Here is a 26852-nt window from a genome sequence, read left to right as displayed (position 1 = left end):
TGGGCTCTTAATGACGAGGGGCGGGTTTGCCGTGTTTTGCGCGTAGCGGTTCTAACAATTCAGACAAGCCGTTGCTGTCGATTTCCTGCATCAGGGCCAGCAGACCACCGAGCTCGCCATGGGGGAAACCTTCGCGGGCAAACCAGTTCAGGTAGGGGCCGGGCAGGTCGGCGATGATCCGTCCCTTGTATTTGCCGAAGGGCATTTCGCGGGTTATCAGCAATTCGAGTTTTTCGGGATTCATGAGGGCTCAGGTGCTTGTATCGAGAGCTTGGAAAATACAGGCATTCTGCATGAAGGCCAAATGACAGATCATGCAAATAACGTACATACAGATGGTTCAAATTATCGTAAGTTATTGAAATATAAGATTAATTATATTTTTGAGAACTTGGCACGGGCGCTGCAAACACTAAGACAACCTTCTAACCCGTACAAGGAATTGAAAAATGACTGACATCAATAAAGAATCGATCTCCGTACTGAACGACCTGATCGAGACCAGCATCGACGGCCAAAAGGGTTTCAAGGAGTGCGCTGAAGACATCAAGCACCCAGAACTCAAAGCCCTGTTTGCCAAGCGTTCCGCTGACTGCGCCACCGCCGCCGCTGAATTGAAAACCGCCGTACGTGCCTTGGGCGGTGATCCGGAACATTCCGGCAGCGTTGCTGGTGCCCTGCACCGTGGTTGGGTCGACGTGAAGTCGATGCTCACCGGCAAGGATGAAGAGGCTGTGCTGAACGAAGCCGAGCGCGGTGAAGACCATGCCCTGAAGGCTTACAAGGAAGCGATCGAGAAGATCAATAAACACAACCTGCAGGGCATTCGTGACCTGGTTGAACGTCAGTTCAGTGGCGTTCAACGCAACCATGACCAGGTGAAAGCCCTGCGTAACCAGGCTCGCGCTCAGTCTTGAGTCGTAGCTGAATAGAAAAAGCCCCGCAGATGCGGGGCTTTTTTATGCGCGACGATCAACCAATGCTGATCGGCGGCAGCTCGGTCAACGTCACGACCTGCTGCTTACGTGGCGCGAGGATCTCTGCTTCGCCGTCCACAACCAGCTCATCGCGCTGGTTGAACACACGGGTGGCGATGCGCACGCGGAATTTCGGCAGCTTTTCGAGGATTTCCAGGCGCACGGTCAGGGTGTCGCCAATCTTGACCGGCTTCTGGAAGCTCATCTGCTGGCCGATATAGATTGTGCCCGGCCCAGGGAGCTCGCAGGCCACTGCCGCACTGATCAGGGCGCCGCTGAACATGCCATGGGCGATACGCTCCTTGAACATGGTCGCCTTGGCGTACTCGGCATCCAGGTGCACCGGGTTGTGGTCACCGGACATCGCGGCGAACAGCTGGATATCGCGTTCTTCCACCAACTTGCTGTAGCTGGCGGTCTGGCCGACTTCGAGGGCTTCGTACGGGGTGTTGGTTACCTGGGTCATCTAAAGGTGCATCCTGTGGCTAAACGGTCATTATCGGCCGATTTTAACTGGCTGATTTTAAAAGAAAAGTTATTCGCAGCGGGCCGGCCGGCGCAAGGTCAGGGCCTGATCCAGCCACGCCAGCACATCCCCTGTGATCTCGTCACGGTTGGTCTCGTTGAACACTTCGTGGCGCGCCTGCGGGTAAATCGTCAATTGCACGTGCTGGCATCCGGCTTCACGCAGCGCGTGGGCCAAGCTTTTGAGACGCTTGCCCTCACTGACCGGATCACATTCACCGCCCATGACCAGGATCGGCAGGCCTGGGTCGATCTGCGCGAGATTGGACGCTTTGCTGATTTGCTGCAAGCCGCCGAGCATGTCGATCCACAGTTGGTTGGTGCAACGGAACCCGCACAGCGGGTCGTTGATGTACTTGTCGACTTCCACTGGATCGCGGCTGAGCCAGTCAAAAGCAGTGCGATTGGGTTTAAACGCTTTGTTGAACGATCCAAACGACAAGAATTCGATCAGCGCACTGCGGCCACGCAAGCCCTGGCGCAGGCGCTCGGCCCGGGCGATCACCCGTGCGGCGCGATACAGGGCCACCGGCTGGAAATTCGAACCGCTGAGCATCGCGCCATTGAGGCTGGCGCTGTGGTGCAGCAAGTACGCCTGGGCGATATAGCTGCCCATGCTATGGCCCAGCAGAATGATCGGCAGCCCCGGCTGTTGCTGGCCGATATGCTGGTTGAGGCTCGCCAGGTCGCCCACCACCTTATTCCAACCGTCCTTCTCGGCGTACAGGCCCAGGGTGCCTTCGTCGGCGGTACGGCCGTGGCCACGCTGGTCCGGGGCGTACAGGCCGTAGCCGGCGCCGCACAAGGCTTCGGCCAGGCGTGCATAACGCCCGCTGTGCTCGGCCATGCCATGGGACAGCATCACCAGGGCCTTGGGCGGGCCGTCGGGCATCCATTGATTGACGTACAGGCGGCTGCGGTCATTCGCGGTCAGCCAGAAGGTGCTGTGGTTCATGGCGCTTCCTTTGCTCAGGGTCGTTGCAGTGTATAGCTCATCCCACGGGAAGCGTCTGATCAGCGCAAGGCCTTGTAGGAAGATTCACGCAATTAATGACGCTCTTTCCCGTATTTGCCTGTTTGGCCATAGCTGCTAACGTCCCCAAAGCTCCGCTTTTTATCGGTGTAGAGGTTTTACACCTGCAGCGGCCGGACACACTCAGGTAAGAGGACAAGAATAATGCAACCTGATTTCTGGAATGACAAACGCGCGGCGGGCGTTCCCAATGACATCGACCTCTCTGCCTACAAGTCGGTGATCGAAGTCTTCGAACGTTCCTGCAAGGCCTTTGCCGACCGTCCGGCATTCAGCAACATGGGCATCACCCTCACCTATGCCGAGCTGGAGCGCCAAAGCGCGGCCTTCGCCGGCTACCTGCAACAGCACACCGACCTCAAGCCCGGCGACCGCATCGCCGTGCAGATGCCCAATGTGCTGCATTACCCGATTGCCGTGTTCGGTGCCTTGCGCGCCGGGTTGATCGTGGTCAACACCAACCCGCTGTACACCCCGCGCGAAATGCGCCACCAGTTCAAGGACGCCGGCGTGCGTGCGTTGGTCTACCTCAACCTGTTTGGTTCGCGGGTGCAGGAGGTGTGCAGCGACACCGAGATCGACTACCTGATCGAAGCCAAGATGGGTGACTTCATGCCTGCCGCCAAAGGCTGGCTGGTCAACACCCTGGTCGACAAAGTCAAAAAGATGGTCCCGGCCTACAGCCTGCCGCGCGCCGTGTCGTTCAAGCGTGCCTTGCACATGGGTGCGGGCCTGGGCGTCACGCGTCACCCGGTGACCTTGGACGATATTGCCGTGCTGCAATACACCGGCGGCACCACCGGCTTGGCCAAGGGTGCGATGCTCACCCACGGCAACCTGGTGGCGAACATGCAGCAGGTGCGTGCATGCATGTCCCAGACCGGCGATGACGGCCACCCGCTGATCAAGGAAGGGCAGGAGGTGATGATCGCGCCACTGCCGCTGTACCACATCTATGCCTTCACCGCGAATTGCATGTGCATGATGGTGTCCGGCAACCACAACGTACTGATCACCAACCCACGGGACATCGGCGGCTTTATCAAGGAGCTGAAGAAGTGGCGTTTTACCGGGCTGCTGGGGCTTAACACGCTGTTCGTGGCCTTGATGGACCACCCGGACTTCAAGTCCCTGGACTTCTCCCACCTCAAGCTCACCAACTCCGGCGGCACCGCGCTGATCAAGGCCACGGCCGAGCGTTGGGAGCAGATCACCGGCTGCGCGATTGGCGAAGGCTACGGCCTGACGGAAACCTCGCCAGTGGCCAGCACCAACCCCTACGGCAACAAATCTCGCTTGGGCACCGTGGGCATTCCCGTACCGGCGACGGCGATGAAGGTGATTGATGACCATGGCGCCGAGCTGCCGTTGGGCGAGCGCGGCGAGCTGTGCATCAAGGGCCCGCAGGTGATGAAGGGCTACTGGCAGCAACCGGCCGCCACGGCCGAAGCGCTGGACGCCGAGGGCTGGCTCAAGACAGGCGACATCGCGGTGATCGATGACGATGGTTTTGTGCGCATTGTCGACCGCAAGAAAGACCTGATCATTGTTTCGGGCTTCAACGTATACCCCAACGAGATCGAAGACGTGGTGATGGCCCACCCGGCCGTGGCCAATTGCGCGGTGATCGGCGTGCCGGATGATCGCACCGGGGAGGCGGTGAAGCTGTTTGTGGTGGCGCGTGCGCAAGGGGTGAGTCTTGAGGAGTTGAAGGCGTACTGCAAGACCAACTTCACCGGGTACAAGGTGCCCAAACATATCGTGTTGCGCGAGTCTTTGCCGATGACGCCCGTGGGCAAGATCTTGCGCCGGGAGCTGCGCGACATCGCCTGACCGTGAATTGAAATGCAATCAAAAATGTGGGAGCGGGCTTGCTCGCGAATGGGGTGTATCAGCCAGCCTATCTGTTGACTGACACTCTGCATTCGCGAGCAAGCCCGCTCCCACATTTGCCTTGTGTTGGCCTGAATACCCCATTCCAGAGCCTTTCCAGGGCATATTTCAGCAATGTTTAAAGCGTGACCAATTATTGTAGGACAGTCGTGATTATGACCGCAGGGCCCTCCTTTGGCTCTAGGCGGCCCTTGGCAAAGCTGCTACTCTCGGCGCGCTTTGTGACGTCTCGGCCTGCTTGAAAGCGCCAGATTCACCTAAAAAAACATACACCAATAATAATCGCATCAAATGCGATGATGAATTCGCGTCGCTGACGTCGCTGAGGAGTGGGCTTCCATGAACGAAGACTTTTGGAAGGATAAGTACCCCGCCGGGATTGCTGCAGAAATCAATCCAGACGAGTATCCAAATATTCAGGCGGTACTGAAGCAGTCCTGCCAGCGCTTCGCCAACAAACCGGCTTTCAGCAACCTGGGCAAGACCATCACCTACGGTGAGCTGTACGAATTGTCCGGCGCCTTCGCCGCCTACCTGCAACAACATACCGACCTGCAGCCTGGCGATCGCATCGCCGTGCAACTGCCCAACGTCCTCCAGTACCCGGTCGCTGTGTTCGGTGCCATCCGTGCCGGCCTGATCGTGGTCAATACCAACCCGCTGTACACCGCGCGGGAAATGGAACACCAATTCAACGACTCCGGCGCCAAGGCGCTGGTGTGCCTGGCCAACATGGCGCACCTGGCGGAAAAGGTCGTGCCCAAGACCGCCGTCAAGCACGTGATCGTCACCGAAGTCGCCGACCTGTTGCCGCCGCTCAAGCGTCTGCTGATCAACAGCGTCATCAAGTACGTGAAGAAAATGGTCCCGGCGTATCACTTGCCCAAGGCGATCAAGTTCAACGACGTGCTGGCCAAGGGGCATGGTCAACCGGTCAGCGACGCGAGCCCGGCCAGCAATGATGTGGCGGTGCTGCAATACACCGGCGGCACCACTGGCGTGGCGAAGGGCGCCATGCTCACCCACCGCAACCTGGTCGCCAACATGCTGCAATGCAAGGCGCTCATGGGCTCCAACCTCAATGAAGGTTGCGAGATCCTGATCACGCCGCTGCCGCTGTACCACATCTATGCGTTCACCTTTCATTGCATGGCGATGATGCTGATCGGCAACCACAACATCCTGATCAGCAACCCGCGCGACCTGCCGGCGATGGTCAAGGAACTGTCGAAGTGGAAGTTCAGCGGCTTTGTCGGCCTGAACACCCTGTTCGTGGCGCTGTGCAACAACGAGGCATTCCGCAAGCTGGACTTCTCCGCGCTGAAAGTCACCCTGTCCGGCGGCATGGCCCTGCAACTGGCCGCCGCTGAGCGCTGGAAGGCCGTGACCGGTTGCGGCATCTGCGAAGGCTACGGCATGACCGAGACCAGCCCGGTGGCCACTGTGAACCCGATCCAGCATATCCAGATCGGTACCATCGGCATCCCGGTACCGTCCACCGTGTGCAAAGTCATTGCCGACGACGGCACCGAACTGGCGCTGGGCGAAACCGGCGAACTGTGCGTCAAGGGCCCGCAGGTGATGAAAGGCTATTGGCAGCGCCAGGACGCCACCGACGAAATGCTCGACAGCGAAGGCTGGCTCAAGACCGGTGACATCGCGATCATCCAGCCCGACGGCTACATGCGCATTGTCGACCGTAAGAAAGACATGATCCTGGTCTCGGGCTTCAACGTGTACCCGAACGAGCTGGAAGACGTGCTGGCAGGCCTGCCGGGCGTGCTGCAGTGCGCGGCCATCGGTGTGCCGGACGAGAAGTCCGGGGAACACATCAAGCTGTTTATCGTGGTCAAGCCGGGCGCGACCCTGACCAAGGACCAGGTGATGGAGCACATGCGCGCCAACGTCACGGCCTACAAGGTGCCCAAGGCCGTGGAATTCCGTGATGCATTGCCGACCACCAATGTGGGCAAGATCCTGCGCCGTGAGTTGCGCGACGAAGAGTTGAAGAAGCTCGGTCTTAAAAAGTAACGCTATACCAATGTGGGAGGGGGCTTGCCCCGATGGCGGTGTATCAGTCAGCAATCTGTAGCTGACACACCGTCATCGGGGCCAAGCCCCCTCCCACATTTTGAACCGCGTTTTTTATAGGGCGAACTGCGCGAATCCCACGCCAGCACCCGCCGGGCGCACATCCTTCAAGAACGAATCCTTGTCCGCACTCAGCTCCAGCGTAATCTCCGGCTTGCGCTTGCCCGCATTGCGGACCACCAGGCCTTCGAGCTTCTCGCGCAGGAACACGGTTGGCACCTTCAAGTGCAGCAACTGGTCGGTCTCGGCGTTGTGCATCAACAGGTGGATCCACTCGTACTGGCCCACGGCAATACGGCCCACCGGCAGGTCAAACCACCAGATGTTGCGCTTGCGGTCCAGGTCGGTGAAATGGCAGTTGTTGACGCCGAGTACGGCACCGCCCAGTTCGGTGTTTCGGCGGGCGATGGCCTGTGCTTTATTGAGTTTCATAACCTTCCTACGGGATCTGTTATTCAGCGTTTGAGCCTGAATGTGCCGGGCATTCTCAGGGGTTGGCGGCAAAACATAAAGCCAAACCTGCGGCCGGCGATGAAATGCGTGGGCAAAAATAATTGAAACTCTGCTGAACGGCCTCGGGTCAATCTTTACGTAATGACCCAAAACCCTTGATTGTTCTTTCGGAGAAATACCATGAGCAGCACATCTGACAAGGCTAAAGGCTTGGCAAACGAGGCGGTCGGCAATATCAAGCAAGGTGTCGGTAAAGTCACCGGCAACGACAAACTGCGCGCTGAAGGTGTGGTCCAGGAAAAGAAAGGCGAAGTGCAGAAAGCAGTTGGCGACACCAAGGACGCGGTAAAAAAAGCGACCAAGTAAGACTGCCAGTGCGCAACCAAGCGGCCATCCACGGATGGCCGTTTTTGTGTCACCTGATGCGGTTAAAGTTTCGAAATTGTTTCGAGGTCGCCAAATAGGCTACCTTGATGTAGAAAACGGCCCCTGAGTCGCCCACGAACTCAACCTTTTTGCGGCGAAAGGAGACGCTATGATTTTTCCGGTTCTCGATGGTCTCAAGCTGCACAAAGTGCTGGTGCGCACCGTCAAGGAATTCGTCGATGACGAAATGCCTACCTATGCTTCGGCACTGGCCTACCAGATGCTGTTCTCGCTGTTCCCCTTCCTGCTGTTCCTGATTGCCCTGATCGGTTTCCTGCACCTGCCGGACTTCTTCACGTGGCTGCGCATGCAATCGGAACTGGTGTTGCCGCCCCAGGCCCTGGAGCAGGTCAACCCGGTGATCGACCAGTTGCAGCAATCCAAGGGTGGCCTGCTGTCGGTGGGTATCGTGATCGCGCTGTGGACAGCGTCGGCCGGTGTGCGCTTGATGATGAGCGCGATGAACGCGGCCTACGACGTGGTTGAAGGCCGTCCCATCTGGAAGCGCTTCCCACTGTCGATTTTCTACACCGTTGGCATCGCCGGCATGCTGCTGGCCGCCGCCGCGCTGATGGTGCTCGGGCCGCAGGTGATGGAATGGCTGGCCGGGCAGATCGGCATGCAGGAATTCGTGGTCACCTTGTGGACCATTTTGCGCTGGCCGTTGATCGTGATTTTGCTGATGTTCGCCGTGGCCCTCATGTACTACGTGATGCCGGACGTCGAGCAGAAATTCCGCTTTATCACCCCTGGCTCGGTGCTGGCGGTGGTGGTGTGGATCGTTGCCTCCCTGGGCTTTGGCTACTACGTCAAAACCTTTGCCGACTACAACGCCATGTATGGCAGTATCGGCGCGATCATCGTGCTGCTCTTGTATTTCTATATTTCCGCTGCCGTGCTGTTGCTTGGGGCGGAGATGAACGCGGTGATCGAACACATGTCCGCCGAGGGCAAGGACCCGGGCGAAAAAGAGTTCGAAGAGCCTGGCCATACCGATGAAAAACAGCATGTCTCAGGCCTTGGCCGGGACCACTCCAAGCCCACTACTGATGAAGTCTGATCGATGATCCGTGAAATCCTGAAAATGGGCGACGAGCGCCTGCTGCGTATCGCGCCTCCGGTTCCGCCGGAAATGTTCGACAGCCCCGAACTGTGGCAATTGATCGATGACATGTTCCAGACCATGGAACACGTGGGCGGAGTCGGCCTGGCCGCGCCGCAGATCGGTGTCGACCTGCAATTGGTGATCTTCGGTTTCGAAGCCAGCGAACGCTACCCGGACGCGCCGCCCGTGCCGCAGACGATCCTGATCAACCCGCTGATCACTCCGCTGAGCCCGGTGCTGGAAGAGGGCTACGAAGGTTGCCTGTCCGTACCCGGCCTGCGTGGCGCGGTGGACCGTTACCAGCAGATTCGCTACGAAGGCTTTGATCCCAAGGGTGAGCCCATCGTGCGCTTTGCCGATGGTTTCCATGCGCGGGTGGTGCAGCATGAATGCGATCACCTGATCGGCCGGTTGTACCCGTCGCGGATCACCGACTTCAGCAAGTTCGGCTTTATCGAAGTGATGTTCCCGGACTTGGATCCCACTGCCGACGATTGATCCTGCATCTGAATGTGAGGCTGCTCGTTGTGGTGATCGGGCTTGTTGTGGTGAGCGGGCTTGCCCCGCGCTGGGCTGCGAAGCGGCCCTATCCAAGCCACCGCGGCGCGTCAGGCGCACTGCGGTGAAAGGTTTGGGTCTGCTTCGCAGCCCAGCGCGGGACAAGCCCGCTCACCACAGAAAAGCGATACTTCAATAATTGTTATCGGGTCGGTTTAATGAACCGCAACGTCATCCGGTCCGACTCGCCAATCGCCACATACTTCGCCTTATCCTGCTCGCCCAATCTCAGCGTCGGCGGCAACGTCCACACGCCAGCCGGGTAGTTCTTGGTGTCCTTCGGGTTGGCATTCACCTCGCTCTGTCCCGCCAGCTTGAACCCGGCATCGGACGCCAGCTTCACCACCTGCGCGGTGGTCAGGTAACCGCTGTTCTTGATCGCCTGCAGATCCGCCCCATCCTTGGCCCGGTGATCTTCCACGCCCAGCACGCCGCCCGGTTTCAGTACTTTGTAGAACGCGCTGAACGTGGCCGGCGCAGTACCTGCCTCGACCCAGTTATGCACATTGCGGAACGTCAGCACTGCATCCGCCGACGCGGGTTTGCCGAACACCGGGGCTTTGGGGTCGAACTCGATGACTTCAGCCTTACCGTACCGAGCCGGATCAGCCACGAATTTCTTTTTCAGGTTCTCTTCGGACGTGCGCGCATAGGCGCTGCTGCTCGCCGCCTGCACCGCGGCGATGTAGTGCCCATGATCCTTGAGCAGAGGCGCCAGCACTTCGCTATACCAGCCGCCACCGGGGGTGATCTCGATCACCGTCTGCTTGGCGCCCAGGCCAAAGAATTCCAGCGTCTGTTGCGGATGGCGATAACCGTCGCGGGCGCTGTTGGCAGGGTCGCGCCAACTACCGGCGAGTACGCTCTGGTACTGCTCGGCGGTGATGGCTGCGTCGGCTGCCTGGCTCAAGACCGGGACGAGCAGGGCGGTGAGGGAGAGAGCTGCAAGCGTCGTTTTCATGATCATCCTGTAAAGGGCCACTGTGCCGCTGAGGCTAGCATGGGCCCTGCAGGCGCTGATCACACATTATCTGCGGTCGACCTCACCAAACGATCTAAGCCCATCGCGATCATGGGTTTGTTGCGCTTGTAGCGTACCAAGCGTTCGCTGAGGGATTGCGGCAGCACGGTGTCCTGAGTGAAGCCCATGCGTTGATACAACCCTTCCAGGTCCGGGTGACACAACAACCACAGGGTGCCGTCGACATCGGCAACCGCCGCCTCGATCAACCGCGCCGCCAACCCGTGGCCGCGATAGGCGGGGTCAACGAACACCCCGGTCAGGAACTGCCCGCCAACCACCGGCGTGAGGCACAACCCGGCGACAATCTCAGCGTCGCGCGCCACCCACAAACGCCCGCCCTTGAGCGCCTTCATCGGGGAATTGTGGCTGCGGTAAAACTTGTTCAGCAGCGGCCACAGCGGCTCTGCCAAGGGTTCGATGTGCAATTCGGGCATGGTGTTCAGGCAAGCGTTATCAAGGGCCGGGCATTATAAGCGCCTTCTGCCGGGCAATAGGTGGTATACCCAGTGCTACATCCCCTGTAAGTGGAGCATGCATCATGGCCAAAGGTATGGATTCAAAGAAAGCCGCGAAGAAAAAACCGGCAAAGACCGCGGATGAAAAACGCGCCGACAAGAAAGCCAAGAAAACCGAGACAGGCCTGTTCGGTCACTGAGTTACAAGCTTAGAACCAAACGATCTGCAAGATTTTCGCGCCTCATTGCACAGAGCAGGAAACACCTGCTCTGAGCTGCCGATGGCCAACTACCTTGATCCGACCCAACGCCGGGAAATCGAAGCCCTGGCCACCACCTTCACCGCCAGAACCGAATGGCCGACCTGGCTGTTGTTGATCGGCGTGTACACCGGCTGGTTCGCCGTGATCCTCGCCAGCCACTGGCTGGGCTCGTGGTTGAGCAGCCTGTTGCTGATCCCGCTCGTGACGCTGTGGCTGTCGGTGCAACATGAGCTGCTGCATGGCCATCCCACCCGTTCGCCGCTGCTGAATAAAATCCTCGGCTACGCCCCCTTCGCCGTGTGGTACCCCTACACGCTGTACCGCGACAGCCACCTGCTGCACCACAACGACGAAGACTTGACCCTGCCGGGCATCGACCCGGAAAGCCGCTACCTCAACCAGCAGCAATGGGACACCAGCTCGCTGTTCGAGCGTGGCGTGCATTGGCTGACCAAGACCGTGCTCGGCCGCTTCCTGCTGGCGGCGCCCTTGGCCATTGGCCGTTTGGCCCGCCATGAGTTGCAACGCCTGCCCCAGGTGTGGCCGATGTGGCTGGTCCACGGCGCCGTCACTGTGCTGATGCTGGGTTTCATCGCCCACTACAGTGCGCTGTCGGTGTGGCATTACCTGCTGCTGGTCAGCGTGCCGGCCTTGTCCCTGGCCTCGATCCGTTCCTACTATGAACACCGCCCGCACCCGCAGCCGGAGCAACGCACCGTGCTCAACGAAGCGTCCTGGCCGTGGACCTGGCTGTTCCTCAACAACAACCTGCACCTGGTGCACCACGACTTGCCGAAACTGCCCTGGTACTTGCTGCCGACGGTCTACCGCGCTCGACGTGAGCAATGGGTGGCGCGCAGCGGTGGCTTCCTGGTGCAAGGCTACGGCCAGTTGATCAGCCGCCACGGCCTCAAGGCCATCGACAGCCCCCGGCACCCTTTTGCGTGAGAGATGACCATGAGTGACCACTACGCCGAGCTGCTGATGTATGTCGCGCCCGAGCCGATCCAGCAGGCCAACCAGCAATGGCTGACGCGCATCCTCGAACACCTTGGGCTGCGCCGCCTCAACGCCGATCACCTCGACCTGCACGCCCTGTGGCGCGCACCTGAGTTACTGCTGACTCAAACTTGCGGCTATCCGCTGATAACCCAATTGCGCGGCCAGGTCCGCGTGATCGGTCGCCCGCGCTATGAGCTGCCCCACAGCAGCGATGGAGAACATTGCAGCGTGCTGCTGACCCGCGACAACAACCCGCATCAAACCCTGGCGGACTTCTACAACAGCCGAGGGGTGATCAACGGCCACGACTCCAACAGCGGCATGAACCTGCTGCGCGAGCGCCTGGCCCCTTTGCAGCGCGACGGGCGTTTCTTCGCCAGCGTCGGCATCAGCGGCGCCCACCGCGAGAGCCTGCGCTGGCTGCGCGAAAATCGCGCCGACCTTGCCGCCATCGACAGCGTCACCTACGCCTACCTGGCCCGTTTCGCGCCGCAGGAAGTGGCGGGGCTGCGCATCGTCAGCCTTAGCGCACCGAGCCCGACCTTGCCCTATATCGGCCCATTGGGCTTGAGCGATGAACAGGTCATTCAACTCCGCCAAGCCATGAATCAGGCGTTGCAGGACTTGCCGCAAGTCGCCGAGACGCTGGGCCTGCAGGCCGTGCTACCCGCCAGCGAAGACGACTACGAAGTGCTCCTGGACTACCAACGACAGGCCATCAACGCCGGCTTCCCGATACTTCAATAAGGTTATATAAAAATACCTTTTAAATATTATTAAAGAATAAGCAGCCTTGCTAGGATCGCTCCACCGGAACACCGGACATAACGCGCAACCTACTCAGATGGAGCCACTATGTCCGGCGCCGACACTTCTCACAGCGATTACGTGGGCGGATTGTTCCGCAGTCATTACGACTGGCTGTGCAGCCGTTTACACCGCCATCTCGATTCCCGCGCGCACGCCGAAGACATCGCTGCCGATACCTTTGTCCAGCTCCTGAGTGCGCCGGGTGTCGTGCCCATCCGCCAGCCCCGGGCGCTGCTCACCACGATTGCCCAGCGCCTGATGTATCAACTGTGGCGCCGCCGTGATCTGGAGCGCGCCTACCTTGATGCGCTCGACAACGACGAGACCAGCAGCGCACCGTCGCCGGAAGAACTGGCGCAAATGCTGGAGGCGCTGCAAGCCATCGACCAGCTGCTCGACGGTTTGCCAGCCAAGGTCAAGGCGACCTTTTTGCTGTCCCAGCTCAATGGCCTGACCTACCCGCAAATCGCTGCCGAGCTGGGGATTTCCCAGCGTTCGGTCAGCGACTACATGACCCGCGCCTTCAACCGTTGCCTGCGGCTGTGCCTGGAATGAACGACGAACTGATCGACAGCGCCACGCGCTGGTACGTGCTGTTGCGTTCCGGCCAGGCCACGGCGGGCGACTGGCAGCAGTATGAACAGTGGCGCGCCGCCGACCCACGGCATGACGCCCTGTGCCGACAGTTGGAAACCCGCCTGGGTGTGTTCCAGGTACCCCAGGCGCAAGGCGTGAGTGGCCAGGTGTTGCAGCAGGCGCTGGAGGCGCCGTCCAGTCGACGCCAGGTGTTGCAGGTCGCGTTGGCCGGTGCCGGTGTGGCCGTCGGCGCAGCCTTGCTGGCCAAACCGCTGGGCTTGCCATTGACGGAACTCACGGCAGATATCCGCACTGGCACCGGGGAGCGCCGCACGGTGACGCTGGACGATGGCAGCGAGTTGTTGCTCAACGCGCAAAGCGCGGCCGATATTCAGTTCGACCCGCAACGGCGCCTGGTGCGCCTGCGCGAAGGCGAGTTACTGGCCAAGGTCGCCAGCGACCGCATCCGGCCATTCCTGATCCAGACCGAGCAGGCCCGCCTGCGCGCCTACGGCAACCGTTTCCTGGTGCGCGAGCGGGAAGGGCAGGGCCAGGTCGTCGCCCTCAACGGCGCGGTGGACATCGATGGCCAGAACGGCGAGCGCCTGCAACTCGCCGCCGGCCATGAGGTGCATTACGACCGTGCCGGGTTCGGCCCGGTACAGGCCAGTGCCTCCGGTGCCACGGCCTGGGTCGATGGCTTCCTGCAAGTGCGCGACCGGCCGCTGGCTGAAGTCATCGACGCGCTGCGGCCCTACCACAACGGCGTGCTGCGCCTGGACCCGTCCGTGGCCGGCCTGCGCGTCACCGGCCTCTACCGCCTGGACAACCCCCGGCAAATCCTCGACACCCTGGCGCGCACCTTGCCGATCCACATCACCCGTCGCACCGGTTTGTGGGTGACTGTCAGTGCGGCATAGCCGATTCACTCGGTCCCTGTGGGAGCTGGCTTGCCTGCGATGCGGGCGGCTCGGTCTGTCAGTCCAACCGAGCCGACGTCATCGCAGGCAAGCCAGCTCCCACATAAAGCGAGGAGGCTATGCCTATGTGGGTTCTAAGGACATAACCAAACGATCTGCAAGTTTTCCCCCCGCTGGCCCACATCACTCCCGTAAGCGCTGCGGGGAGCAGCGTTCTCGTGTTTCCTTGGGGGGAGCCAAAGTGAATCAGTTCAACCGTGTGCCGCTTCGAACCTTTGCCCTGGTGCCGTTGGCCAGTCTGTTTTTCTCGTTTGCCGCCGGTGCCGAAGAAGCACGCCAGGTCTATCACATCGCCCCTGGGCCGCTGGATGAAGTGCTGCTCAACATCAGTCGGCAAAGTGGCCAGGTGATCTCGTTCACCCCGCAACTGGGTAACTATTCCTCGGCCAGCGTGGACGGTTCGCTGTCGGCGCAACAGGCAGTGGACGCCGCGCTCAAGGGCACCGGCCTGCAGGTCCAGGTCAGTCCGGACGGTGCGTTCATCATCAAGGAAGGCGCGAGCAAAAACGCGACCAGCAATGTCAAGGCACAAACCAGCGCAGCGCAAGCGCCGACCCTGGACCGCGTGGTCGCCATCGGCACCCGGCGCAGTGACGCCACGGCCCTGACCAGTGCGGCCCCGGTAGACGTCATCAACGCTGAAGAACTCAAGCAAACCGGCGCCACCAGCCTCAACCAGGCGCTGTTCCAACTGCTGCCGTCGTTCAACTTTCCGCAGAACCAGAGCGCCACCCGTGGCCAGAACCCCAAGGGCGCGTCCCTGCGTGGCCTGGCGCCGGACCAGACGTTGGTGCTGATCAACGGCAAGCGCCGCCATGCCTCGGCGGTGGTGAACATCTCCGGTGGCGTGCCGTTCATTGGCGCGCAGCCGGTGGACCTGGACATGATCCCCATCAGCAGCATCGACCACGTCGAAGTGCTGCGCGACGGAGCCTCGGCGCAATACGGCTCGGATGCGGTGGCGGGCGTGGTCAACATCGTGCTCAAGGAGCGTGACAGCGGCGGCCAGGTCAACACTCAACTGGGCAAATATGCCCAGGGCGATGGCTTCAGCAAAACCACCGACGGCTGGTACGGCCTGGGTTTGCCGGGGGATGGCTTTCTCACCCTGAGCTTCAACACCCTCAACAACAAACCCACCGACATTGGCGATAAATACATCGCCGACGGCCAGTTGCAAGACCCACGTTGGGGCGGTGCAGGGCGCGATAAATTCAACCTGGCGGCCAACGCCGAAATCGGCCTGAGCGACCAGTGGCGCCTCTACAGTTTCGCCACCTTCGGCCAGGACAAGTCGGTGAACAACACGCCACCGCTGTTGGCGAATAACCCGAACAACGTGCAGGGCATCTACCCCAACGGCACCATTCCCAAATATCGCTACCGCTATGAGGATGGCGCGCTCACCGTCGGCACCCGCTATGAAGACGACACCCTCGGGCGCTTCGACCTCAGTGCCACCTACGGTCGCGACAAGCACGATGAGCTGGCCTTCAACACGGTCAACCCGAGCTACGGCCTGAACAGCCCGACCAAATTCGACGTGGCCACCCTGATCAACGACCAGACCAACATCGGCCTGGATTACGCCAAGGATTTGGACGTCAACTGGTCAAGCCATCCGCTGACCGTCTCGGCGGGCATTGCCTACCGGCATGAGCAGTATCGGCTGGAGGAGGGCGACTACGAGTCCTACTCCTTTGGTGGCATCAATGGTGTACAGGTCGGCGCGGTGCAAGCCTCCGGTCTCACGCCAGACGACGCCGGCACCTACAAGCGTGATGTCGGTGGCGTTTACGTCGGTCTTGAGCACCAGCTCACTGACAAATTCCAGGTCGGCCTGGCCGGGCGTACCGAGCACTATTCGGACTTTGGATCGGCCACCACCGGCAAGCTGTCGGCGCGCTATGACTTCACGCCGCAGGTGGGCTTGCGCGCCACGGTGAACAATTCCTTCCGTGCGCCGACCCTGGGCCAGATCGGCACGTCGTGGACCACCACCACCAACGTCGACATCAACGGCAACCCGGTGCTGACGCGCATGCTGCCCGCCGACAACCCGGCCGCCCGCGCCTTGGGCGCCGAGCCGCTCAAACCGGAAAAATCCACCAACTACTCCCTGGGCCTGGTGCTGCGCCCGATTGAAAACGCCTCGCTGACCATCGACGCCTACCAGATCTCGATCCGTGATCGCCTGCTCTACAGCGGCGGCATTTCCGGGCCGCGCGCCGAGCAGATCCTGCAGCAAGCCGGGTTTGGCCAGTACACCTGGGCGCAGTTCATGACCAACGCCGCCAACACCCGCACCCGTGGCGTCGACATCGTCGGCAAGTACAACCTGGACCTGGCGCAGTACGGCGCGTTGAGCCTGTCGGCCGGCTACACCAAGGCTCGCACCACGATCGAGAAGGTCCACGAAAACCCCAACGGCTTCGACATCCTCACCCGCGAAGCCCGTGGCTTCCTGGAACACGGCTACCCCGAAGACAAGCTGGTACTGGGCGCCACCCACCGCATTGGTGCCTGGACCATTGCCCTCAGCGAAACCCGCTACGGCGAATACCGCAAATACGCCGCCAGCGAAGCCAACGCCCAGTACGACCAGACCTTCGCGGCGCAATGGAACACCGACCTGGACGTGAACTACGCGTTCACCAAGCAACTGCGGTTGTCGGTCGGCGCCAACAACCTGTTCGACAGCAAACCCGATGACTTCAACACCCGCCTGCGCCAGACCCCAGGCCAGCAATACAGCTACCTGTCGCCGTCGGCGCCGGAAGGGGCGTTTTATTACACGCGGCTCAGTTATGACTTTTAACCGATCTTGAATCCGCAGAGATCGACTGTGGGAGCGGGCTTGCCCGCGAATACGGTGGGTCAGCCAGCTCATGCATCGCTGACCCACCGCATTCGCGAGCAAGCCCGCTCCCACACCGGATCTTCTGTGTTCTAGAAAATGATTCACCACGAGGTTCTGCATGAAAAGACTTAAAACACTGCTCGGTGGCTCACTGCTGGTACTGGCCGTTTTAGCGCAACCCACAACCGCCGCCGAAACCGTCAAGCCCATCCACTTCGGTGACATCACCTGGGAAAGCGGCAGCTTGATCACCGAGGTACTGCGCGTGATTGTCGAGAAAGGCTACGGCCTGCCCACCGACACCTTGCCCGGCAGCACCGTGAGCCTGGAAGCCGCCCTGGCCAAGGACGATATCCAGGTGATCGGTGAAGAGTGGGCTGGGCGCAGTCCGGCATGGGTCAAGGCGGAAAACGAAGGCAAAGTGTTTGGCCTGGGCGACACGGTCAAAGGCGCCACCGAAGGCTGGTGGGTGCCGGAGTTCGTGATCAAGGGCGATGCCGCGCGCGGTATCAAACCCCTGGCGCCGGACTTGAAGTCGGTGGCCGACCTGCCGCGCTACAAGGACGTGTTCCGCGACCCCGAAGACCCGAGCCGTGGACGCTTCCTCAACAGCCCAACGGGCTGGACGTCGGAGATCGTCAACAGCCAGAAGCTAAAGGCGTACAAACTCACCGACAGCTTCGTCAACTTCCGCACCGGCTCCGGCGCGGCGTTGGATGCCGAAGTGGCGTCGTCGATCCGTCGTGGCAAGCCGGTGCTGTTCTACTATTGGTCGCCGACGCCGCTGCTCGGCCGGTTCAAGCTGGTCAAGCTGGAAGAACCGCCCTTCAACGCCGAAGCCTGGAAGACCCTGTCGGACGCGAAAAACCCCAACCCCATCGGTACCCGCTCGATGCCGGCGCGGCTGGCGATTGGTGTGTCGGCACCGTTCAAGGCGCAGTACCCGCAACTGGTCAGCGTGTTTGAAAAGGTCGACCTGCCGATTGATCTGCTCAATGGCATCCTCGGCGAAATGAGCGAGAAACGTACACCGCCGCGCCAGGTCGCTGAAGCGTTCCTCAAGGACCACCCAGACGTCTGGGAGCAATGGGTGCCGGTCGATGTGGCGGCCAAGCTGAAGGGAGCGCTCTGATGCTTAAAATCTTCGCTGCTGCGGTACTTTCGCTGGTCGCCGGTCAGGTGCTGGCGGCCGAACCTGCCACGTTACGCATCGGTTACCAGAAAAGCTCGGTGAGCATGGTATTGGCCCGTGAGCACAAACTCTTCGAGGAAGCGTTGCCCGGCACCCAGGTGCAGTGGATCGAATTCCTCGGCGGCCCGCCGCTGATCGAAGCGCTGAACGGCGGCAGCCTGGACATCGGCAATATCGGTGATATCCCGCCGATCTTCGCCCAGGCCGCTGGTATCGACTTGCAGTATTTCGCCGTAGAACCCAACGAGGGCAAGACCGAAGCGGTGTTGGTGCCAAAAGCCAGCCGCGTACAGAGCGTGGCGGAACTCAAGGGCAAGCGCGTGGCGCTGCTCAAGGGCTCCAGCGCCCACAACCTGTTCCTTAAAAGCCTGCTGCGCGCCGGTTTGCAATGGAAAGACGTGAATGTGGTGTACCTGTCGCCATCCGACGGGCGTGCCGCTTTTGAGCAAGGCAAAGTCGACGCGTGGGTGGTGTGGGACCCGTACTACTCCGCGGCCGTGGTCGACGGTTCCGCCCGCGTGCTGGGCGATGGCCAGGGCCTCAACCCGGCGGGCAGTTTCTTCGTGGTCAGCAGCCCGTTTGCCAAGCAGTATCCGCAGTCCATTGGCGCGATCATCCAGACATTGGCCAAGGCGCAGCGTCTGTCCCTGGACCAGCCTGACGAGAGCATCGCGCTGATGGCCAAGACCCTGGGCCTGCCACCGGTGGTGGTCAAAAGCTACTTCGAACACCGTTCCTCCACGCCGATTCGTCCGCTGCAAGCCGCCGACATCGCCACCCAGCAACACACCGCCGACCTGTTCTTTGCCAACGGCCTGATCCCGAAAAAGGTCGATGTACAGCAAGCTGTCTTCAAGGCGCCATGACCATGCAACCGATCTACATCGATTTTCTCAACGGCCTCGATATCGACGAATTGGGGCTTACCAATGACGAAATCCTCAGCGCCATCGAAGCGAGCCTGGCGATCCAGGGGCGTGGCGAGGCGGTGATCGAGCCGCGTACCCACCTGATTCCCGGCGGCGGGATCAACGGTCACTTCAACGTATTGCGCGGCGTGTTGGGTGGCGATATCGGCTATGCCGGTGTCAAAGTGGTGGGGGACTTTGTCGACAACTACCGCAAGGGTTTGCCCTCGGAATTGGCGATCCTCAACCTGCTGGACCCGGCCACCGGCATTCCCAAGGCCATCCTCGACGCCTCGGCGATCACTGATATGCGCACCGGCGCCATCACTGCCATCGGCGCCAAATACCTGGCCCGGCCCGACAGCAAAGTGCTGGCGCACATCGGCGCGCGTGGCACGGCGTACTGGAACGTGCGCCTGCTCGACCACCTGTTCGACTTCGACGAAATCCGCGTGCACTCACGTCGCAGTGAAAGCCGCGAAGCCTTCGCCCAACGCTTGCGCCAGGACCTGGGCAAACCGGTGATCGTCACCGAGGATTGGGAGTCCGCCGTGCGTGGCGCCGACATCGTGGTCGAAGCCTCGCGCCTGGATCAGCCCGAGCCCTTGCTGCGCACCGAGTGGATCAAGCCCGGTGCCTTTGTGGTGCCCTACGGCACCATGAGCGCGGTGGAGCTGTCGCTCACCGACATCATGAGCAAGCGGGTGGTGGACGATTGGGGCCAGTGCAAGGGCGGCCTGTTCGGTTCGCTGCGCGCGCATGTTGACGCCGGCAAACTCAGCGCCGAGACCCTGCACGCCGAGTTGGGCCAGATCGTTGCCGGCTTGAAAAGCGGCCGTGAAACCCCCGAGGAAACCATCCTGTTCTGGCACCGCGGCCTGAGCCTCAGTGATATCGCGTTGGGCCATGCGCTGCTGGAAAAAGCCGGGCGCCTGGGGATTGGCCAGCGGTTGCGCTGGGCGTGATTCACTTCGATCCCGAAGGCTTGAGCCTAGCCGATTTGCTGGCGATTGCCCGGCAGGACGTACCGGCGGATTTCTCTGCGCAGGCCCGTCAGCGTATTGAAGAAGGCCACCAGTTGTTGGTGAAGCTGGCGGTTGAAGGCACGCCAATTTATGGGGTAAATACCGGCCTCGGTGCAGCGGTGGATACGGCGGTGGCGCCCGTGCAGGCGAGTATTCCGTTGGGTCGTGCGGTGGGGGTCGGGCGCCTTGCCAATCGCCAGGAACTGCGCGCGATCACGGTTGCGCGGCTGGCCGGATTGGCTCAGGGGCGTTCGGGTATTTCTCCGGGGGCGGCGGATGCACTGCTAGCGTTGCTCAATTCCGGCGTCGAGCCCGATGTACCGTTGCTCGGCTCGTTGGGCGAGAGCGACCTGGCGCCACTGGCGCACCTGAGTCTCGCATTGTCAGTGCCGCTGACCGGCAAAGATGGCTTGGCGCTGGTCTCTGCGAATGCCGCCAGTGTTGGGCTGGGCGCGTTGCTGGTGGCTGAGGCGCAGCGGGCCTTGGAGGCTTTGCTGGCGGCGTTGGCGTTGTCGTGCGAAGGCTACCGGGCCAACCTCAGTCCGTTCCAGCCATGGGCTTCACGCCTGCGGCCGGCACCTGGGCAAACCGAACAGTCGGCGGCATTGTTGCAGTTGCTGGCGGGCGGCGAGCTGGCCGACAGCCCGCGTCGCCTGCAAGACCCCTTGAGCTTTCGCTGTGCCACGGTGGTCCAGGGTGCGGCGCAGCAGGCGCTGCACGCCCTGCATGAATTGGTTGAATTGGAACTGCGCAGCGGTACGGATAACCCGGCGTTGATCAGCGAAGCGTCGCTTGTATTGGCCACGGCGAATTTCGACAGCACCCACTTGGCGCTGGCCACGGAAGGGTTGGGCCTGGCGCTTACCCGTGTCGCCGCGTGCAGCGCTGAACGCATTGCCAAGCTGCTGTCGCCGGCTTCCAGCGATCTGCCGCGCTTCCTGATAACCCAACCCGGTCATGTCGGCATGGCGGCGTTGCAGCGCACCAGTTCGGCGTTGGTCGCGGAAATCGGGCACCTGGCCAATCCGCTGCCGGCGGTCAGCGTGCCGGTGGCGGACCGTGTTGAAGACTATGCGGGCCAGGCCATGGCGGTGGTCGACAAGACTCGTCGCTTGACCGAGCGGGTGCTGTGGCTGGCCAGTATCGAGTTGATCGTCGCCGCGCAGGCGGTGGATTTAAGGGGGGCGCTGCGGCTGGGGCAAGGTGTGCGGCTGGTCCATCAAGCCGTGCGCAGCCAGGTGGCTCATCTTGATGAAGACCGCTCAGGCTCGGTGGATGTACTGGCACTGGCCACCTTCCTCGAATCCACCCCATTCCCTCTGTAGGAGCCGGCTTGCCGGCGATAGGGCCCGTGAGGACGCCATTGCCGGCAAGCCGGCTCCTACAGGGGCTGCGTTTGCCTTATGGATTCTCGGCGGCCAATGCCGCAATCACCGCCTGCCGCTCACCCACCCGCTGCTGAAACGCCGCCAGCGCCGGCCACTTATCCAAATCAATCGCGTGAAACGCCGCCCAGCGCAGCACCACAAACAGGTAGGCATCTGCCACCGAGTACTGCGCACCCAACAGGTAATCCTGGCGCTCCAGCGTCTGCACCAGCACCGTGAAACGCTTGAACAGCGTGGCCTGGAATGCCGCTTTCACCTCGCCCTGGATCGCGCCGTTGAAGAACACCGCCAAGCCGCCATGAATCTCGGTGGCAACGAAGTTCAGCCACTCCTGCAGGCGCACGCGTTCCCAGCTGCCATTAGCCGGTGCCAGGCCTGCGGCGGGTTTCAGGTCGGCCAGGTATTGCAGGATCGCGCTGGCTTCGGTCAGCACCTGGCCGTTGTCCAGTTTCAGCGCCGCGACGTAGTCCTTGGGGTTGATCTGCAGGAAGTCTTCGCCGTCGGCGGTGGTCTTGGCTTGGTTATTTACCAAGACCAGGTCGAACGGCAGCGCCAATTCGCGCAGCACGATATGCGGTGCGAGAGAACAGGCGTGGGGGAAGAAATACAGTTTCATCTGGGGCAGCTCCGTTGAATTTGCGCCAGTCTCGCGGGCGTGGCACCGTGCGTAAAATTAAACGTTCAGACCCCTGCCATAAGGACAGCTACTGCCATGATGAACCTGATGCACTGGCGCTTGCTGGTGGCCGTGGCCGATCACGGCAGCATCACCGCCGCCGCCGAGCGCGTGGGCATGACCCAATCCGCCGCCAGCCAGGCCATGGCCGGTATGGAAGCGACGCTGGGGGCGCAGCTGTTTACCCGCGAACCGCGCAAGACCTTGCCCACTGCCCTGGGCTTGAGTGTGATCGAGCAGGCGCGAGTCATGCTTGGGGCGTTGCAGGCGATTCGTAGCACCGTGGACGAAGCCAGGCCCATGTTGCGTGGGACGATTCGCATCGCCAGTTTCCCCATGGTGCTGGCGACCTTTCTGACACCCGCATTGCAGCGTTTTGCGCAGCTCTATCCCGGTATCGACGTCACCACCTTGGATGTCACTGACAACGAAGTGCTCACCCTGCTCGACACCGGCCTTATCGACTTGGGCGTGGTGCTCAACCCCACGCCCGAGCGCAATGCGACGGTGTTGGGCCGTGACTTGTGGATGGCCGTGCTGCCAGTGGAGCACGCGCTGGCGCAACGCCCCGCCGATGCCACGGTGTCGCTTGAGGAATTGCTTGAGCAGCCTTTCGTGCTGGCTACTGGTGGCTGTACCGCTAATGCCCGCAGCCTGGGCGCCGCCGCCGGGCTGACCCTGCGCGATGTACGCGTTGAGGTGCGTGAATGGAACAGTGCCTTCAGCCTGGTGCGTGAGGGCGTCGGCGTCACACTGGTGCCGGAAATGGCCTTGCCGTCCCAGCGCAAGGGCCTGCGCGTGATGGCGTTGGATGTGCCGCTGCACCGCGAATTTGCCTTGGTCGGCTCGTCGGATCGCCCGCTGTCAGCCGCGGCCCTCGCATTGTTAAAAATGCTGGCTGACTAGTGGCCTTGCATAGCGCCAAGCCCTGTCTATGCTCACCCGGAACCGTTGATGACGCTTGGCATATAAAGCGATTTGGATGGTTATTTCCCCATGAAGGTGTGCCAGCAATAGCCAACAAAAGAATGGAATGCGCCTTACGGGCGCCGGGAATCAAGGGTGATCTGACCATGTTCAACCGCCATCACAAATCCGACCTGCAACAAATCGAACGTTTTTCCTGCGCACTCACCGAATCCAACGCCAAACTCGCCGCTATCAGCCGTTCCATGGCCATGATCGAGTTCGACCCCAGTGGCGTGATCCTCGACGCCAACGACAACTTCTGCAAAACCATGGGCTATAGCGTCGAGGAAATACGCGGTAAACATCACCGCCTCTTTTGCGACGAGCCCTACACCCACACCGATGCCTACGCCAAGCTATGGCGCGACCTGGCGCGAGGCCAGGCGCTCAGTGGCACCTTCATGCGCTTGAACAAGCATGGCCAGGAAGTCTGGCTGGAAGCCAGCTACATGCCGGTGCTGGACAAAGACAATCACGTGCAGAGCGTGATCAAAGTCGCGTCGGACATCACGGCGCGGGTCCACCACGAACATGAAAACCAGAGCCTGATCGATGCCATTGGCCGCTCCATGGCAGTGATCGAGTTCACCCCGCAGGGCCAGATCATCAACGCCAACGAAAACTTCCTGAAGACCGTGCAGTATTCCTTGGATGAAATCGTCGGCCAGCACCACAGCATGTTCTGCCACCGCAATGAAGTGGAATCACCGGCCTACAAGGCGTTCTGGGCGTCGCTCAATCGTGGCGAATACCACTCGCACCGCTTCGAGCGCAAAAACAAATACGGCAAGACCCTGTTCCTGGAAGCCTCCTACAACCCGATCTTCGACACCAATGGCCGCCTGTACAAAGTGGTGAAGTTTGCCAGCGACATCACCGACCAGGTCACCACCCTGCGTAACGCCGCCGACTCGGCCCATGCCACCTCGGTACAAAACGACGCCTGCGCCCGCAAGGGGTCGGAGGTGGTGCAGCAAACCGTGCAGATCATCGAAGAAATTTCCCACGACCTGAACCAGGCCGCCGTGAGTATCGACGCAGTCAGCAAGCAATCGGACATCATTGGCGCCATCGTGCAGACCATCCGCAGCATCGCCGAGCAGACCAATATGCTCGCGCTCAACGCCGCGATTGAAGCGGCGCGGGCGGGCGAACACGGGCGCGGTTTTGCAGTGGTGGCAGACGAGGTGCGCAGCCTCGCCGCACGGACGAGCCAGGCGACGGTGGAAATTGTCGATGTGGTGCGCAAAAACCACGACCTGTCGCTGAGCGCGGTGTCGAGCATGCAGTCGAGCCTAAGCCGCACGGGGCTGGGGGTGGAATTGGCGAATGAAGCGGGGCAGGTGATCCTGGAAATTCAGGAGGGGTCACGGCACGTAGTGGATGCGATCGGTCAGTTCAACTCGACGTTACAACTGCAATAACCCAAACCCTGTAGGAGCCGGCTTGCCGGCGATGGCGATCTTGAGAACGCTATCGCCGGCAAGCCGGCTCCTACAGTGACTTGGGGGCTGTTAGATTGCGGCCAGGGTTTCTTTGACTGTCTGGGCCTGCGGGTCAGCAGTTTTGGCGGCTACCTGCTGTTCTTGCTGTTGCTTCAAGCGCTCGGCCACTTGCTTGGAGAAGGCATCCTGCTTTTCCTTCGACATGTTCTGCAAATCCGCCTCGGTCAAACCCTGCTCCTTGAGCAGTTGGTCACGGATGCGCTCGGCCGGGGATTTGCTCATATAGTCGGTGAACTCCGAGCGTGCACCGGAAGCGGCGCTGGTCGCCGGCACATCGCTGGTCGACGCGCTGGTCTGCAGCTGCACGCGGGTCTTGGCAAAGGCTTCGTCGATGCGGTCGGCGGCCTTGTCCAGTTCCTTCTGCGCGGCGGGCACGGTCACGCTTTGCTGCGCGGCTTGCAGGGCACCGCTGTACAGCGCGCTGGCGGCGGCGTTGGCGGGATCCATGTCGGGTCGCTTGATCTGTTGAACAGTCGAAACGGCTTGGGTGTTGTTGTTAACCAGCATGATCGGTCACCTGGGGAAATGTTCGGTGCCACAGGTGGAGCAAATAGTGTGCCGGGTGTGAAGTGCCCGGTTTTACTGGGGGGCGGTGGCCGACGCGGCAAGTGTTGTCCCGCCGGCGGCCAACCGTTGCCGTCAATGGGCGATATTTTCCAACGCCAGGTTTCGCGTACGCGGCCCGAACCAACTGATGGTGATCATCACGATCAGCATGCTGCTGGCAATGAACGCCAACACGCCCGGCGTGCCCAGGTGTTCGAGGATAAAGCCGATCAGCAGGCTGCTGAACACCGTGGACAAGCGGCTGAACGAGTAGCAGAAGCCCACCGCCCGCGCCCGGATGTTGGTGGGGAACAGTTCGCTCTGGTACGAGTGATAGCTGAAGCTCAGCCAGGCATTGCAGAAGGTGATCATCACGCCACAAATTACCAGCCCCACCGCCGTGGTTTGCAGGGCGAACAGGCTGCCGAAGATCATCGCGCCCAGGGCCGAACCGACGATCTGCCATTTGTTTTCAAAGCGGTTGGCCACCTTCACGAACAGCAGCGGCCCCAAGGGGTAGGCGAGGGTGATGATAAAGGCGTAGAGCAAACTGTGGGTCACGCTCACGCCTTGGCCTGACAGCAACGCGGGCAACCAGTTGCCGAAGCCAAAGAAGCCGATGGCCTGGAACACATGGAACACGATGAGCATCAACGCGCGGCGGCGGTACGGTGGTTGCCAGATATCGGCAAAGCGGCCGCTGCCCTGCACGCTGACGGCTTCGGGCTCGGGCTCATCCAGCGGTTTGCCGTGATCTTTCTGGCAGCGCGCCTCCAGGTTGTCCATGATCGTGCCGGCTTCCTCAAAGCGGCCTTTCTGCGCCAGCCAGCGCGGGGATTCCGGCAGGCGCTTGCGCAGTTGCCAGATAAACAGCGCAAATACCGCACTGCTCAGCACTACCCAGCGCCAGCCTGACACGCCGAACGGCGCCTGGGGCACCAGCCACCACGACATCAATGCCACCGCCGGCACCGACAAAAACTGGATAAAAAATGCGAAGGCAAACGCCGAACTGCGCATGCGCTTGGGCACCAGTTCCGAGAGGTAGGCGTCGATGGTTACCAGTTCGATACCCAGCCCGATGCCCACCAAAAAGCGCATGCAAATGATGCCCAGCGCCGAGGTCTGGATGCCCATTAACACGGTGGCGACGGTGTACCAGATCAACGCAAAGGTGAAGATCGCCCGGCGCCCGAAGCGGTCGGCGATGGGGCTGAGCAGGCTGGCGCCGAGGAACAGCCCCAGGAAGGTCGCCGAGGCAAAGGCGGCCTGGTCCGAGAAGCCAAACACGCCCTGGCTGCCGGTGTGGAAAATCCCGTCGCTGATCAGGCCGGGGCTGATGTAGGCGGTTTGGAACAGGTCATACAGCTCGAAAAAACCGCCTATCGACAGCAGCGCCACCAGACGCCACACAGTGGCGACGGCTGGCAGGCGGTCGATGCGCGCGCTGATGTGGGCGGCGCGGAGGGGGTCGATGCCGTCGGTGGCGCGGGCGTTGAGTGTGGACATGGGCGTATTCCAGTGGCAGTGACCTGGAATCTTAGCGTGCTAACGGAAATCTGCGCGTGTGAAGTTGCGCCCGTTGACACGCCGATTCGCTGATTTATTGCGC

At 61.2% G+C, this 26852-nt stretch carries 26 protein-coding genes and 1 pseudogene; 18 read left to right on the top strand and 9 right to left on the bottom strand.

The window, feature by feature from the left end; genetic code table 11:
• Positions 1 to 7: 7 nt before the first annotated feature.
• Complete coding sequence (locus tag KUA23_RS23830; RefSeq protein WP_010208204.1) at positions 8 to 244, bottom strand: DUF3820 family protein; 237 nt, start codon at positions 242 to 244, stop codon at positions 8 to 10.
• Between the two features lie 205 nt (positions 245 to 449).
• Here KUA23_RS23830 and KUA23_RS23825 point away from each other — a divergent pair, with 205 nt between their 5' ends.
• Positions 450 to 917, top strand: a complete 468-nt coding sequence (locus KUA23_RS23825; protein ID WP_214497389.1) for a ferritin-like domain-containing protein — start codon at positions 450 to 452, stop codon at positions 915 to 917.
• Positions 918 to 972: 55 nt separating this feature from the next.
• On the opposite strand, the gene KUA23_RS23820 is transcribed toward KUA23_RS23825, so the two are convergent.
• Both KUA23_RS23820 and KUA23_RS23815 read right to left on the bottom strand, forming a co-directional pair.
• Complete coding sequence (locus KUA23_RS23820; RefSeq protein ID WP_010208208.1) at positions 973 to 1443, bottom strand: MaoC family dehydratase; 471 nt, start codon at positions 1441 to 1443, stop codon at positions 973 to 975.
• Between the two features lie 69 nt (positions 1444 to 1512).
• A complete protein-coding gene (locus tag KUA23_RS23815) occupies positions 1513 to 2457 on the bottom strand; it encodes an alpha/beta hydrolase (RefSeq protein WP_252992962.1) in 945 nt (314 codons plus the stop codon).
• Between the two features lie 222 nt (positions 2458 to 2679).
• Here KUA23_RS23815 and fadD2 point away from each other — a divergent pair, with 222 nt between their 5' ends.
• Together fadD2 and fadD1 are read left to right on the top strand one after the other, a co-directional pair.
• Positions 2680 to 4368, top strand: coding sequence for a long-chain-fatty-acid--CoA ligase FadD2 (fadD2, locus tag KUA23_RS23810; RefSeq protein ID WP_078049962.1), 1689 nt, complete (start codon positions 2680 to 2682; stop codon positions 4366 to 4368).
• Positions 4369 to 4767: 399 nt separating this feature from the next.
• Positions 4768 to 6459 (top strand): long-chain fatty acid--CoA ligase, encoded by a 1692-nt coding sequence (gene fadD1 / locus KUA23_RS23805; RefSeq protein ID WP_214497386.1) that lies wholly within the window; start codon positions 4768 to 4770, stop codon positions 6457 to 6459.
• 114 nt (positions 6460 to 6573) lie between these two features.
• On the opposite strand, the gene KUA23_RS23800 is transcribed toward fadD1, so the two are convergent.
• On the bottom strand, positions 6574 to 6951 hold the full coding sequence (locus KUA23_RS23800; RefSeq protein WP_078049960.1) for a hypothetical protein: 378 nt from the start codon (positions 6949 to 6951) through the stop codon (positions 6574 to 6576).
• Positions 6952 to 7152: 201 nt separating this feature from the next.
• Here KUA23_RS23800 and KUA23_RS23795 point away from each other — a divergent pair, with 201 nt between their 5' ends.
• The 3 genes from KUA23_RS23795 (at position 7153) to def (ending at position 9001) form a co-directional block, all read left to right on the top strand.
• A complete protein-coding gene (locus KUA23_RS23795; protein ID WP_058414423.1) occupies positions 7153 to 7338 on the top strand; it encodes a CsbD family protein in 186 nt (61 codons plus the stop codon).
• Between the two features lie 169 nt (positions 7339 to 7507).
• Positions 7508 to 8458: a YihY/virulence factor BrkB family protein gene (locus KUA23_RS23790; protein WP_034108996.1), complete on the top strand. Its 951-nt coding sequence runs from the start codon at positions 7508 to 7510 to the stop codon at positions 8456 to 8458.
• Positions 8459 to 8461: 3 nt separating this feature from the next.
• Positions 8462 to 9001, top strand: a complete 540-nt coding sequence (gene def / locus KUA23_RS23785) for a peptide deformylase (protein WP_028617688.1) — start codon at positions 8462 to 8464, stop codon at positions 8999 to 9001.
• A 202-nt stretch (positions 9002 to 9203) separates the two neighbouring features.
• On the opposite strand, the gene KUA23_RS23780 is transcribed toward def, so the two are convergent.
• The gene (locus KUA23_RS23780; protein ID WP_252992961.1) at positions 9204 to 10022 is read right to left on the bottom strand and encodes a class I SAM-dependent methyltransferase; all 819 of its coding nucleotides are present in this window, start codon (positions 10020 to 10022) and stop codon (positions 9204 to 9206) included.
• 59 nt (positions 10023 to 10081) lie between these two features.
• Positions 10082 to 10519 carry a GNAT family N-acetyltransferase gene (locus tag KUA23_RS23775; protein ID WP_252992960.1) on the bottom strand — a complete coding sequence of 146 codons (438 nt, stop codon included), beginning with the start codon at positions 10517 to 10519 and terminating at the stop codon, positions 10082 to 10084.
• Between the two features lie 302 nt (positions 10520 to 10821).
• Here KUA23_RS23775 and KUA23_RS23770 point away from each other — a divergent pair, with 302 nt between their 5' ends.
• The 9 genes from KUA23_RS23770 to KUA23_RS23730 all read left to right on the top strand — a co-directional run bounded on the left by KUA23_RS23770 (position 10822) and on the right by KUA23_RS23730 (position 21481).
• Positions 10822 to 11751, top strand: coding sequence for a fatty acid desaturase (locus tag KUA23_RS23770; protein ID WP_252992959.1), 930 nt, complete (start codon positions 10822 to 10824; stop codon positions 11749 to 11751).
• Positions 11752 to 11760: 9 nt separating this feature from the next.
• Positions 11761 to 12552, top strand: a complete 792-nt coding sequence (locus KUA23_RS23765; RefSeq protein WP_252992958.1) for a phosphate/phosphite/phosphonate ABC transporter substrate-binding protein — start codon at positions 11761 to 11763, stop codon at positions 12550 to 12552.
• 108 nt (positions 12553 to 12660) lie between these two features.
• The gene (locus KUA23_RS23760) at positions 12661 to 13170 is read left to right on the top strand and encodes a sigma-70 family RNA polymerase sigma factor (RefSeq protein ID WP_078049955.1); all 510 of its coding nucleotides are present in this window, start codon (positions 12661 to 12663) and stop codon (positions 13168 to 13170) included.
• A complete protein-coding gene (locus KUA23_RS23755) occupies positions 13167 to 14111 on the top strand; it encodes a FecR domain-containing protein (RefSeq protein ID WP_252992957.1) in 945 nt (314 codons plus the stop codon). Before KUA23_RS23760 ends, KUA23_RS23755 begins: the two co-directional genes overlap by 4 nt.
• A 241-nt stretch (positions 14112 to 14352) precedes the next feature.
• Entirely contained in the window at positions 14353 to 16989 is a 2637-nt protein-coding gene (locus KUA23_RS23750) for a TonB-dependent receptor (RefSeq protein WP_252992956.1), read from the top strand.
• A gap of 160 nt (positions 16990 to 17149) precedes the next feature.
• Entirely contained in the window at positions 17150 to 18163 is a 1014-nt protein-coding gene (locus tag KUA23_RS23745; RefSeq protein WP_252992955.1) for an ABC transporter substrate-binding protein, read from the top strand.
• Positions 18163 to 19089: an aliphatic sulfonate ABC transporter substrate-binding protein gene (locus KUA23_RS23740; protein ID WP_252992954.1), complete on the top strand. Its 927-nt coding sequence runs from the start codon at positions 18163 to 18165 to the stop codon at positions 19087 to 19089. Before KUA23_RS23745 ends, KUA23_RS23740 begins: the two co-directional genes overlap by 1 nt.
• Positions 19090 to 19091: 2 nt before the next feature.
• The gene (locus KUA23_RS23735; protein WP_252992953.1) at positions 19092 to 20096 is read left to right on the top strand and encodes an ornithine cyclodeaminase family protein; all 1005 of its coding nucleotides are present in this window, start codon (positions 19092 to 19094) and stop codon (positions 20094 to 20096) included.
• Positions 20093 to 21481: an aromatic amino acid lyase gene (locus KUA23_RS23730; protein ID WP_252992952.1), complete on the top strand. Its 1389-nt coding sequence runs from the start codon at positions 20093 to 20095 to the stop codon at positions 21479 to 21481. The genes KUA23_RS23735 and KUA23_RS23730 overlap by 4 nt, the downstream gene beginning before the upstream one ends.
• 76 nt (positions 21482 to 21557) lie before the next feature.
• Here the strand turns inward: KUA23_RS23730 and gstA are convergent, their stop codons facing one another.
• Entirely contained in the window at positions 21558 to 22160 is a 603-nt protein-coding gene (gstA, locus tag KUA23_RS23725; protein WP_252992951.1) for a glutathione transferase GstA, read from the bottom strand.
• A 96-nt stretch (positions 22161 to 22256) separates the two neighbouring features.
• Between gstA and KUA23_RS23720 the strand changes: the two genes are divergently transcribed.
• The 3 genes and pseudogenes from KUA23_RS23720 (at position 22257) to KUA23_RS30445 (ending at position 24613) form a co-directional block, all read left to right on the top strand.
• On the top strand, positions 22257 to 23126 hold the full coding sequence (locus KUA23_RS23720; protein ID WP_100492247.1) for a LysR family transcriptional regulator: 870 nt from the start codon (positions 22257 to 22259) through the stop codon (positions 23124 to 23126).
• Between the two features lie 122 nt (positions 23127 to 23248).
• Positions 23249 to 24070: pseudogene (locus KUA23_RS30450) on the top strand (PAS domain-containing protein); the annotation flags it as partial.
• Positions 24044 to 24613: a methyl-accepting chemotaxis protein gene (locus KUA23_RS30445; RefSeq protein ID WP_371858026.1), complete on the top strand. Its 570-nt coding sequence runs from the start codon at positions 24044 to 24046 to the stop codon at positions 24611 to 24613. The pseudogene KUA23_RS30450 and the gene KUA23_RS30445, both read left to right, overlap by 27 nt.
• Positions 24614 to 24703: 90 nt before the next feature.
• Here the strand turns inward: KUA23_RS30445 and KUA23_RS23710 are convergent, their stop codons facing one another.
• Together KUA23_RS23710 and KUA23_RS23705 are read right to left on the bottom strand one after the other, a co-directional pair.
• Positions 24704 to 25201, bottom strand: coding sequence for a hypothetical protein (locus tag KUA23_RS23710; protein WP_078049946.1), 498 nt, complete (start codon positions 25199 to 25201; stop codon positions 24704 to 24706).
• Positions 25202 to 25333: 132 nt separating this feature from the next.
• Positions 25334 to 26749: an MFS transporter gene (locus tag KUA23_RS23705; RefSeq protein ID WP_078049945.1), complete on the bottom strand. Its 1416-nt coding sequence runs from the start codon at positions 26747 to 26749 to the stop codon at positions 25334 to 25336.
• Positions 26750 to 26852 lie beyond the last annotated feature (103 nt).

The organism is Pseudomonas pergaminensis, from assembly GCF_024112395.2.
Taxonomy (GTDB): domain Bacteria; phylum Pseudomonadota; class Gammaproteobacteria; order Pseudomonadales; family Pseudomonadaceae; genus Aquipseudomonas; species Aquipseudomonas pergaminensis.
The sequence above is the reverse complement of the archived record's forward strand: the minus strand, read 5'-3'. Positions and strand labels throughout refer to the sequence as shown.

Coding starts and splice junctions, on each gene's coding strand:
- KUA23_RS23830 (WP_010208204.1), bottom strand. CDS start 244: ATGAATCCCGAAAAACTCGAATTGCTGATAACCCGCGAAATGCCCTTC.
- KUA23_RS23825 (WP_214497389.1), top strand. CDS start 450: ATGACTGACATCAATAAAGAATCGATCTCCGTACTGAACGACCTGATC.
- KUA23_RS23820 (WP_010208208.1), bottom strand. CDS start 1,443: ATGACCCAGGTAACCAACACCCCGTACGAAGCCCTCGAAGTCGGCCAG.
- KUA23_RS23815 (WP_252992962.1), bottom strand. CDS start 2,457: ATGAACCACAGCACCTTCTGGCTGACCGCGAATGACCGCAGCCGCCTG.
- fadD2 (WP_078049962.1), top strand. CDS start 2,680: ATGCAACCTGATTTCTGGAATGACAAACGCGCGGCGGGCGTTCCCAAT.
- fadD1 (WP_214497386.1), top strand. CDS start 4,768: ATGAACGAAGACTTTTGGAAGGATAAGTACCCCGCCGGGATTGCTGCA.
- KUA23_RS23800 (WP_078049960.1), bottom strand. CDS start 6,951: ATGAAACTCAATAAAGCACAGGCCATCGCCCGCCGAAACACCGAACTG.
- KUA23_RS23795 (WP_058414423.1), top strand. CDS start 7,153: ATGAGCAGCACATCTGACAAGGCTAAAGGCTTGGCAAACGAGGCGGTC.
- KUA23_RS23790 (WP_034108996.1), top strand. CDS start 7,508: ATGATTTTTCCGGTTCTCGATGGTCTCAAGCTGCACAAAGTGCTGGTG.
- def (WP_028617688.1), top strand. CDS start 8,462: ATGATCCGTGAAATCCTGAAAATGGGCGACGAGCGCCTGCTGCGTATC.
- KUA23_RS23780 (WP_252992961.1), bottom strand. CDS start 10,022: ATGAAAACGACGCTTGCAGCTCTCTCCCTCACCGCCCTGCTCGTCCCG.
- KUA23_RS23775 (WP_252992960.1), bottom strand. CDS start 10,519: ATGCCCGAATTGCACATCGAACCCTTGGCAGAGCCGCTGTGGCCGCTG.
- KUA23_RS23770 (WP_252992959.1), top strand. CDS start 10,822: ATGGCCAACTACCTTGATCCGACCCAACGCCGGGAAATCGAAGCCCTG.
- KUA23_RS23765 (WP_252992958.1), top strand. CDS start 11,761: ATGAGTGACCACTACGCCGAGCTGCTGATGTATGTCGCGCCCGAGCCG.
- KUA23_RS23760 (WP_078049955.1), top strand. CDS start 12,661: ATGTCCGGCGCCGACACTTCTCACAGCGATTACGTGGGCGGATTGTTC.
- KUA23_RS23755 (WP_252992957.1), top strand. CDS start 13,167: ATGAACGACGAACTGATCGACAGCGCCACGCGCTGGTACGTGCTGTTG.
- KUA23_RS23745 (WP_252992955.1), top strand. CDS start 17,150: ATGAAAAGACTTAAAACACTGCTCGGTGGCTCACTGCTGGTACTGGCC.
- KUA23_RS23740 (WP_252992954.1), top strand. CDS start 18,163: ATGCTTAAAATCTTCGCTGCTGCGGTACTTTCGCTGGTCGCCGGTCAG.
- KUA23_RS23735 (WP_252992953.1), top strand. CDS start 19,092: ATGCAACCGATCTACATCGATTTTCTCAACGGCCTCGATATCGACGAA.
- gstA (WP_252992951.1), bottom strand. CDS start 22,160: ATGAAACTGTATTTCTTCCCCCACGCCTGTTCTCTCGCACCGCATATC.
- KUA23_RS23720 (WP_100492247.1), top strand. CDS start 22,257: ATGATGAACCTGATGCACTGGCGCTTGCTGGTGGCCGTGGCCGATCAC.
- KUA23_RS23710 (WP_078049946.1), bottom strand. CDS start 25,201: ATGCTGGTTAACAACAACACCCAAGCCGTTTCGACTGTTCAACAGATC.
- KUA23_RS23705 (WP_078049945.1), bottom strand. CDS start 26,749: ATGTCCACACTCAACGCCCGCGCCACCGACGGCATCGACCCCCTCCGC.